Raw genomic sequence first — 8,699 nt, forward strand, 5'->3', positions numbered from 1 at the left:
TCCGGGATGTCCGGATCGCCGTACTCCGCTCGCCAGGAGGCGCCCGCCAGCAGCTTGTGGAAGCGCAGCATGTCGAACAGCGGCACCTGGATGACCGCCGCGTTGATCAGCTCCGGGCGCTGGGTGAGCATCGCACCCATGAACAGCCCGCCCTGCGAGCCGCCCATGATCCCCAGCTTCGGCTGCGAGGTGATGTTGCGGGCGATTAGGTCTTGGGCCACGGCCTGGAAGTCCTCGTGCGAGCGCTGCCGGTTCTGTTGCAGCGCCGCCTGGTGCCAGTTCGGGCCGAACTCGCCTCCGCCGCGCGTATTGGCGACGACATAGACCCCGCCCCGCTCCAGCCACAGCTTGCCGACGGTGGCCGAATAACCCGGCAGCTGCGACACTTGGAACCCGCCGTAGCCGTACAACAGGGTGGGGTTGGACCCGTCCATCGGCATGTCGCCTCGGTGGACGACGAAATAGGGGATCATCGTGCCGTCGGCGCTTCGCGCCTGGAACTGTTCGACGGTCATGCCCTCGGCGTTGAACTTGGCCGGCAGCGAGCGGATTTCGGACACGTCGGCGGTCGCGGCGTCGGCGAGCAACAGGCTCGACGGGGTCAGATAACCGGCGACGGTGACGAACACGCGGTCGTCACGGTCCGAAGCGGACCCGACGCCGACCGAGACGTTCTGCGGCAGATCGAGCCGCGTCCGGCTCCACTCGCCCGAGGCGTTCGGCTCATAGACATAGACCCCGCCGCGCACGTTCTCGTACAGGGCGACCACCAGCTTGTTGCGGGTGGCGCTGATGCCCTCGATCGCCTCGCGCTCGCCCGGCCGGATCACCAGTTGGGCCGGCGTCGCCGGGTCGGCCAGCCAGCGGTTCAGGTCCCAGGCGATGACGTCGCCGGTGCGGAACTGCTGGCCCGAGGGGGCGGTCCAGTCCTGGTCGGTGGTGACCACCATCTGGCCCCGGACCAGCGCATTGATGTTCGACTTGGCCGGCAGCTCCAGCTTCGTCGTCGTGCCGTCGGGGTTCAGGCGGTGGGTTTCGCCCTCGTAGAAGCTGACGCCGCGGTTGATGAGGGTCGCCTGCACCACGCCGTCGGCGTCGCGCAGCGTATAGCCGTTGACCTGCACGTCCGACGGCTGGCCCGTGAACACGGTCCGCGCCTGATCCAGCGTCTGGCCGCGCTTCAGCACCTTGACGATCATCGGATAGCCCGAGCTGGTCAGGGTGCCGGGGCCGAAGTCGCGGGCCACCAGCAGGGTGTCCTGATCGACCCATGCCGCGCCGCCCTTGGACTCCGGCAGGACGAAGCCGCCGTCGACGAAAGTGCGGGTGGCGCGGTCGAACTCGCGCACCGTGACGGCGTCCTTGCCGCCGTCCGACAGGCTGATCAGGCAGCGGGTCTCTTCCGGCGGCAGGCAGGTCGCACCCTTGTAGACCCAGTTCTTGCCCTCGGCCGCCGCCAGCGCGTCGAAGTCGAGGATGGTCTCCCACCGGGGCGCGTCGGTGCGGTAGCTGTCCAGCGTGGTTGTGCGCCAGATGCCCCGGACGTGCTGGGCGTCCTGCCAGAAGTTGTCCACCGATCCATCGCGGTTGAACGAGGGCATCGGAATGCGGTCGCGCGCCTCGACGATGGCGAGCGCCTGCTGGTGCAGGGTCTCGTAGCGTGGGTCTCCCTGCAGCACGCCCAGCGAGCGGCGGTTCTGCTCCTCGACCCAGGCCATGGCGCGCTGGCCCTCGACCTCTTCCAGCCAGAGGTAGGGGTCGGTGGCGTCCGAGGTCGCGAACCTGCCGCCCGCCACTTCGGCGGGGGCCGGCGCGGGCGCGGATGTCTGGGCCATGGCGACACTCGAGAGGGCGGTTGAAGCGAGAAGGGCGGCGAGCGCGGCGGTGCGGATCATGGATTGTCCCCGATGGTGTGGCGACACCTTACCCGCCGCCACTGCACCGGCAAGCGGCCTGACCCCTTCGTTACCGACCGCGGTCAGTTCCCCTCGTCGGGGATGCAGAGGGTCGTGCCGCAGGCCTTGCAGTGGACGGCGTCGGGCTCGTGCTTCTGCAGGCCGCAGATCGGGCAGGGAAAGCGGATCTTGTGCGGGCGGAACAGCGTCTGGGCCAGCCGCAGGAAGAGGGTGATCCCCGTCAGCATGACCACGATCGACAGCACCCTGCCCCAGTTGCCCGGCAGGGTGATGTCTCCGAATCCGGTCGTGGTCAGGGTTGCGACAGTGAAATAGAGGGCGTCGAGGTAGCCGGAGATTCCTTCGTGACGGCCCCGGAAGGTCGCGTAGACGAAGCCCGTGATGACGAAGATGAAGGTCACCAGCGCGGCCAGCGCGCGCGTGATCTCCTCGACGCGGGTGTCGTCGTACCGGCGCCCGACGGTGCGCCAGAAGAAATCCGAGTTCAGCAGCGTCCACAGCCGCAAGAGCCGCAGAAAGCCGAAGTTGAACAGCCAGGCCGGGAACAGCAGGGTGGCCAGCACGAAAAGATCGACCCAGACCACCGGCTTCTTCAGCCAGTCCTTCCAGTCCGTATGCGCCCACGCCCGCGCCGCCAGATCGAGACCGAGGATGGCGGCGATCAGATAGTCCACCAGATAGAAGACCCAGCCGGCCTCGTGCAGGATCGGGGCCGCGAGGAAGAAACCGATGATGGCGAAATCGATGACGATGACCGCCAGCCGGAAGCGGACCGCCACGGGCGATGAGCCATGGTAGAGATAGCGAAGCCGGGCCCGTATCCGCAGGCCCCCGGCGCGCGGGGCGGCGGGGGCTGACGCCGTGCGAGGATCGGGGGGTGGAGGATCGGGTGGTGCGCGATTCATGGCCCAGCTTAACGCGGTTCTCTCGCGTCAGGTCCAGCCGATCTCTATATCGGCCATGACATGACCCTTTCCTTCGTCAAGATGAACGGCGCCGGCAACGACTTCGTGGTCGTCAATGCGCTGGAGACGCCGTTCGCGCCGACCACGGAACGGGTGCGCGCCATCGCCGACCGGCGGACCGGAGAGGGCTGCGACCAGCTGATCGCCATGGAGCCGTCCGACACGGCCGACGCCTTCATGCGGGTGTGGAACGCGAACGGTGGGCAGGTCGAGACCTGCGGCAACGCGCTGCGCTGCGTCGGCTGGCTGTTGTTGCAGTCCAGCGGCAAGGACCGGGTCATCATCGACACCCTGGCGGGACCGACAGCCGCCCGACGCGGGGCGGACGGCCGGATCACCGTCGACATGGGCGCGCCCCGCCTCGACTGGGAGCAGATCCCGCTGGATGAGGCGATGGACACCCGCGGCATCGAGCTGCAGGTCGGCCCCATCGACGCCCCTGTCCTGCACACGCCCGGCGCGGTCTCCATGGGCAATCCGCACGTCGTCTTCTTCATGGATCACGCACCCGACGACGCCTTCGTGCGCGGGACCGGTTCGCTGATCGAGCATCATCCCCGCTTCCCCGAGGGCGTGAACGTCGGCTTCGCCCATGTGGTCGCGCCCGACCGCATCCGCCTGAGAGTTTGGGAACGCGGGGCCGGCCTGACGAAGGCGTGCGGCACCGGCGCCTGCGCGGCGCTGGTCGCCACGGCGCGCCGCGGCCTGACGGCCCGTCAGGCTGTGGTCGAGGTTGACGGCGGCGAGCTGACGATCGAGTGGGACGAGGCCTCCGGCCATGTCTTCATGACCGGACCCGTGGAGGTCGAGCGGGTCGGCGTCCTGGCCCCCTGACGCGCGGAGCCGAGGTTGTCCCGCGCGGTCGCCGGCCTTAGGAACGGTCCATGGCCGACCTGACCGACAAACAGACCTTCTCCGACGAAGACGCGCTGGAGTTCCACCGCAGCCCGACGCCGGGCAAGATCTCCATGGCGCCGACCAAGCCGATGGCCACCCAGCGCGACCTGTCGCTGGCCTATTCGCCCGGCGTCGCCATTCCGGTGCTGGCGATCGCCGCCGACGTGGACAAGGCCTACGACTACACCTCCAAGGGCAATCTGGTCGCCGTCATCTCCAACGGCACGGCCATCCTCGGCCTCGGCAACCTCGGGCACATGGCGTCCAAGCCGGTGATGGAGGGCAAGGCTGTCCTGTTCAAACGCTTCGCCGACGTCGACAGCTTCGACGTCGAGGTGAAGACCACCGACCCGGACGAGTTCATCACCGTGGTCAAGAACATCGGCGACACCTGGGGCGGCATCAACCTGGAGGACATCAAGTCCCCCGAGTGTTTCGAGATCGAGAGCCAGCTGCAGGACCTGCTGGACATCCCGGTGTTCCATGACGACCAGCACGGCACGGCCATCATCTCGACCGCCGGCCTGATCAACGCCGCCTATATCGCCGGGAAGAAGCTGGAAGACCTCAAGGTCGTGCTGGCCGGAGCCGGGGCCGCGGGCCTTAGCTCGATCGGCCTGATGAAGGCCGCCGGGGTGCGGGCCGAGAACACCGTCATCGTCGACCGCGACGGCGTCGTCTACAAGGGCCGCGCCAACGTCGACCAGTGGAAGGCCGCCCACGCCACCGACACCCCGCACCGCACCTTGGCCGAGGCCATGATCGGCGCCGACGTGGTCCTGGGCCTGTCCGCCAAGGGCGCGATCACAAAGGACATGGTCGCTTCGATGGCGCCCAACCCGATCATCTTCGCCATGGCTAATCCGGACCCCGAGATCACGCCGGAGGACGTGCTGTCAGTGCGCTCCGACGCCATCATGGCGACCGGCCGATCGGACTACGTCAACCAGGTCAACAACGTCCTCGGCTTTCCCTACATCTTCCGCGGAGCGCTGGACGTGCGCGCCCGGCGCGTCAACCACGAGATGAAGGTCGCCTGCGCACAGGCCCTTGCCGCCCTCGCCCGCGAGGACGTGCCCGACGAGGTCGCCGCCGCCTATCGCGGGCGCAAGCTGAAGTTCGGCCGCGACTACATCATCCCCACGCCGTTCGACCCGCGCCTGATCTGGTACATTCCGCCCTTCGTCGCCCAAGCGGCGATGGACACCGGGGTCGCGCGCAAGCCGATCGAGGACATGGACGCCTACCGGACCCAGCTGCGCTCGCGGCTCGATCCGTCGGCGGCCCTGATGCAGAACATCTCCGGCGCCGTCCGCGCCGCGCCGAACAAGCGGGTGGTCTTCGCCGAGGGCGAGGAGACGGCCGTGATCCGCGCCGCCTGGGCCTTCAAACAGGCCGAGCTGGGCACGCCCATCCTGATCGGGCGCGAGGAGCTGATCCGCAAGAACGCGGCCGAGGCGGGCCTGAACTTCGACGAAATGGGCATGGCGATCGTCAACGCCCGCGTCAGCGAGCACAACGTCGAGTACACCGACTGGCTCTACGGCCGGCTGCAGCGCCGCGGATATCTGCGCCGCGACGTCCAGCGGATGATCAATCAGGACCGCAACTATTTCGCCGCCGCCATGGTCGCCCGCGGTCAGGCCGAGGCGATGGTCACGGGCGTGACCCGCAACTTCAACATGGTGCTGAAGGAAATCCGCCGGGTCCTCGACGTCAAGGAGCGGATGATCGGCCTGTCGATCCTGCTGGCGAAGGGCCGCACCCTGTTCGTCGCCGACACCTCGATCCATGAACTGCCCAACGCCGAGGAACTGGCCGAGATCGCGATCCAGGCCGCCCAGACGGTGCGCAAGTTGGGCAAGAAGCCGCGCGTGGCCTTCCTCAGCTACTCCACCTTCGGCAACCCGCCGGGAGACCGGGGCGAGAAGGTGCGCGAGGCGATCCGCATCCTCGACGCCCGCGGCGTGGACTTCGAATACGAGGGCGAGATGCCGCCCGAACTGGCGCTCGATCCCGAGGCGCGCGCCGCCTATCCGTTCATGCGCCTGACCGGCCACGCCAATGTGCTGGTCATGCCGGCGATCCACTCGGCCGCCATCTCGACACGGCTGGTCCAGCAGCTGGGCGGCGCCACGGTCATCGGGCCGCTGCTGGTCGGCTTGGAGAAGTCGGTCCAGATCGTCAGCCTCGGCGCCTCAGTCAGCGAGATCATGACCGCCGCCACCTTCGCCGCCTACGACGAAGGGGCCATCGGCGAGGAGTAGGCGCTCAGCCGATCCCGGCCGCCGCCTTCAGCCTGCGGTTCCGGCGATCCAGCAGCCAGCACAGGATCACCGCCGGGATTCCGATGGCCGCCGTTCCCGCGAAGAACAGGGCGAAGGCCGTCATCTGCTCGTACGTCTGCTGCAGGCCCTCGACCACCACGCCCGAGAAGCCCTTCAGGAACTTGCCGAGCAGGGCGTAGAACGAACTGAGCAGGGCGTACTGGGTCGCCGTATAGCCGATGCCGGTCAGGCTCGACATGTAGGCGACGAGGGCGGCGCCGGCCAAACCCTCGCTGAAATTCTCGACGAACAGGACTCCGGCGAACATGGGCGTCGACAGACCCACCATCGCCATCAGCGTATAGCCCAGGTTGGACATCGGGCCGATCAGCGCGCCCAGCAAGAGCGTCCGCCCGAAACCGAAGCGCAGGGCGCACAGCCCGCCCGCGGCGATGCCGGCGATCGACCCGGCCAAACCAAAGCTCAGCCGCATCGCCCCGATGGCGTCCTTGGTTAGCCCCAGCTCGATATAGAACGGGCCCACCATCGGCCCCATGACGAAGTCCGGCAGCCGGTACAGGCTGATCGCCGCCAGCATCAGCAGGGCGGCGGTCTTGTGGGTCTTCAGGAAGTTGAGGAACGGCCCGACGACCACGTCGAACATGCCCCGAGGGGTCCAGGGCGCGGCTCCTCCGGTCGCCCTGGCGATCTCCGACCGATCCAGCGGCTCCTTGGCGAACAGGGTGGCGATGACCGCGATGGACATCGCCGCGCCCCAGATCGCATAGGCCGCGTTCCACCCCAGCCGGGTCGCGAAGAACAGGATCAAGGCGTTGCCCGCCAGGATCGCGAACCGGTAACCCAGCTGATAGGCCGAGGTCAGCAGAGCCAGGTCTTCGTCGTTCTCGGCCGTCTCGATCCGCCAGGCGTCGACGACGATGTCCTGCGTCGCCGAAGCGAAGGCCGTCACAAGGGCCGCGGCCCCAAGGATCGTCAGTCCGCCCTCCGGCCCGACCACGGCCATGGTGATCAGCGCCGCACCGACCAGCGTCTGGGACAGCAGCATCCAGCCCCGTCGCCGACCGAGCCGACCGAGGATGGGGACGTCGAACCGGTCGACGACCGGGGCCCAGAGGAACTTGAAGGAATAGGCGAGACCGACCCACGAGATGAACCCGATGGTCGAAAGGGCCACATCGCCCTCGGCCAGCCAGATGCTCAGGGTTGCGCCGGTGAGCAAGAACGGCAGGCCGGAGCCGAAGCCCAGCAACAGCGTGATCAGTACCCGGCCACGACCCAGCGCCTTGAAGACATCCTTCGCGCTCGCCTTGCGCGGCGCAGGCTTGGCCGATTGGTCCGTCATGGGCGCGTCCCTTGAAGCGACGCCCCCGCGTCCCTTATCCGACGGCGACCTTGGCGCGCTCCGCACGGTTCGTCCAGCGGGCGAGAGAGGCGCGCAGGGTTTCAAGCTCCAGCGGCTTGACCAGATGGTCGTTCATGCCCGCCTCGAGGCAGGTGCGGCGGTCCTCGGCGAAGGCGTGGGCGGTCAGGGCGACGATCGGGGTCTGGTCCCCGCCGGCGCGGATGGCGCGGGCGGCGGTCGGGCCGTCCATACCCGGCATCCGCATGTCCATCAGCACCAGATCATAGCGGGCGCGCTTCATCGCGGCGACGGCCTCGTGACCGCTGGCCGCGGTTTCCACGGCGCAGCCCTCGCGCCGCAGCAGGGTGGCGGCGAGCAGGGCCCCGACCGGATTGTCCTCGACCAGCAGCACGCGCGTGCCCGAGAACCGCGTCAGGCCGACGCGGTCGTCCTCGGGCGGCGGCGGCGGCGGCAGGCCGGGCTGCAGGCGCGCGCCGGCGGCGGCGAGAACCCGCTCCGCCACAGAGGCGCGGCGCAGCGGTTTGATCAGATAGCCGTGAAAGCCCACACCCTTGTAGCGGGCGATGAGGTCGCGCTCGTTGGGCTTCAGCAGGATGACGCCGCGGCCGTGCGCCGGACGGGCGGCCAGTCCGGACCCCGCAGCCCGCGCCGCGTGATCGATCTACACCCCCTCGGCGTCGGCGCTGCAGCGTCCGCCGGAGGCCTCCACCTGGGCGACGGCCGCCGCCTCGACGAAGGGGTCGGGGCTGACGACGTGAACCTTGTGGCCCGCGAGCGGGCGGCCGCGGTCGGCGCCCTTGACGGCCGGGAAGGCGGCTTCAAAGCGGAATCGCGCGCCGGGGCCGTCGGGGCGGTCGCCGACCGTGACGGTCCCCTTCATCGCGGCGGCCAGTTTGCTGACCACGGCCAGCCCCAGGCCGGCGCCGCCGAAGCGGCTGGCGTCCGAGGCGTCGACGTGGCCGAACTCCTCGAAGATCCGCTGGCGGGCCGCGGCGGGCACGCCGGGCCCGGTATCGTCGATGATGAAGGCCAGCTTCGGCCGGCCGGCCGCGCCGCCGACGCGCTCGACGGTGATGCGGACGCCGCCCTCTTCCGTGAATTTCACCGCGTTGCCGGCGAGGTTGAACAGCACCTGCCGCAGGCGGCCCTCGTCGCCGATGATGTCGATCGCCTCGGCGCCGACGGACCAGACGATCTCCCGCCCCTTGTCGTGCGCCCGCGGGCTCAGGAGTTCGGCCACGCCGCGCACCAGCGCCTCCAGATCGACCGG

The 8,699-nt window shown here is 69.0% G+C and carries 7 protein-coding genes; 2 read left to right on the forward strand and 5 right to left on the reverse strand.

Annotated features, from left to right (window positions below):
* The coding region (locus VGB60_RS13235; protein WP_331038714.1) for a prolyl oligopeptidase family serine peptidase at positions 1 to 1,895 on the reverse strand (1,895 nt) is incomplete at its 3' end.
* Between the two features lie 83 nt (positions 1,896 to 1,978).
* A complete protein-coding gene (locus VGB60_RS13240) occupies positions 1,979 to 2,695 on the reverse strand; it encodes a potassium channel family protein (RefSeq protein ID WP_331038715.1) in 717 nt (238 codons plus the stop codon).
* 186 nt (positions 2,696 to 2,881) lie between these two features.
* On the opposite strand from VGB60_RS13240, the gene dapF reads away from it, so the two are divergent.
* Entirely contained in the window at positions 2,882 to 3,715 is an 834-nt protein-coding gene (gene dapF / locus VGB60_RS13245) for a diaminopimelate epimerase (RefSeq protein WP_331038716.1), read from the forward strand.
* 50 nt (positions 3,716 to 3,765) lie between these two features.
* Positions 3,766 to 6,045 (forward strand): NADP-dependent malic enzyme, encoded by a 2,280-nt coding sequence (locus VGB60_RS13250; RefSeq protein ID WP_331038717.1) that lies wholly within the window; start codon positions 3,766 to 3,768, stop codon positions 6,043 to 6,045.
* Between the two features lie 4 nt (positions 6,046 to 6,049).
* Here VGB60_RS13250 and VGB60_RS13255 read toward each other — a convergent pair whose 3' ends face one another.
* The 3 genes from VGB60_RS13255 to VGB60_RS13265 all read right to left on the reverse strand — a co-directional run.
* On the reverse strand, positions 6,050 to 7,408 hold the full coding sequence (locus VGB60_RS13255) for an AmpG family muropeptide MFS transporter (protein ID WP_331038718.1): 1,359 nt from the start codon (positions 7,406 to 7,408) through the stop codon (positions 6,050 to 6,052).
* Between the two features lie 34 nt (positions 7,409 to 7,442).
* Complete coding sequence (locus VGB60_RS13260; RefSeq protein ID WP_331038719.1) at positions 7,443 to 7,976, reverse strand: response regulator; 534 nt, start codon at positions 7,974 to 7,976, stop codon at positions 7,443 to 7,445.
* Between the two features lie 114 nt (positions 7,977 to 8,090).
* Positions 8,091 to 8,699: sensor histidine kinase (locus tag VGB60_RS13265; protein ID WP_331038720.1), on the reverse strand; the 609-nt coding region annotated here is incomplete at its 5' end.

Source organism: Brevundimonas sp. (genome assembly GCF_036399195.1).
Lineage (GTDB): Bacteria > Pseudomonadota > Alphaproteobacteria > Caulobacterales > Caulobacteraceae > Brevundimonas.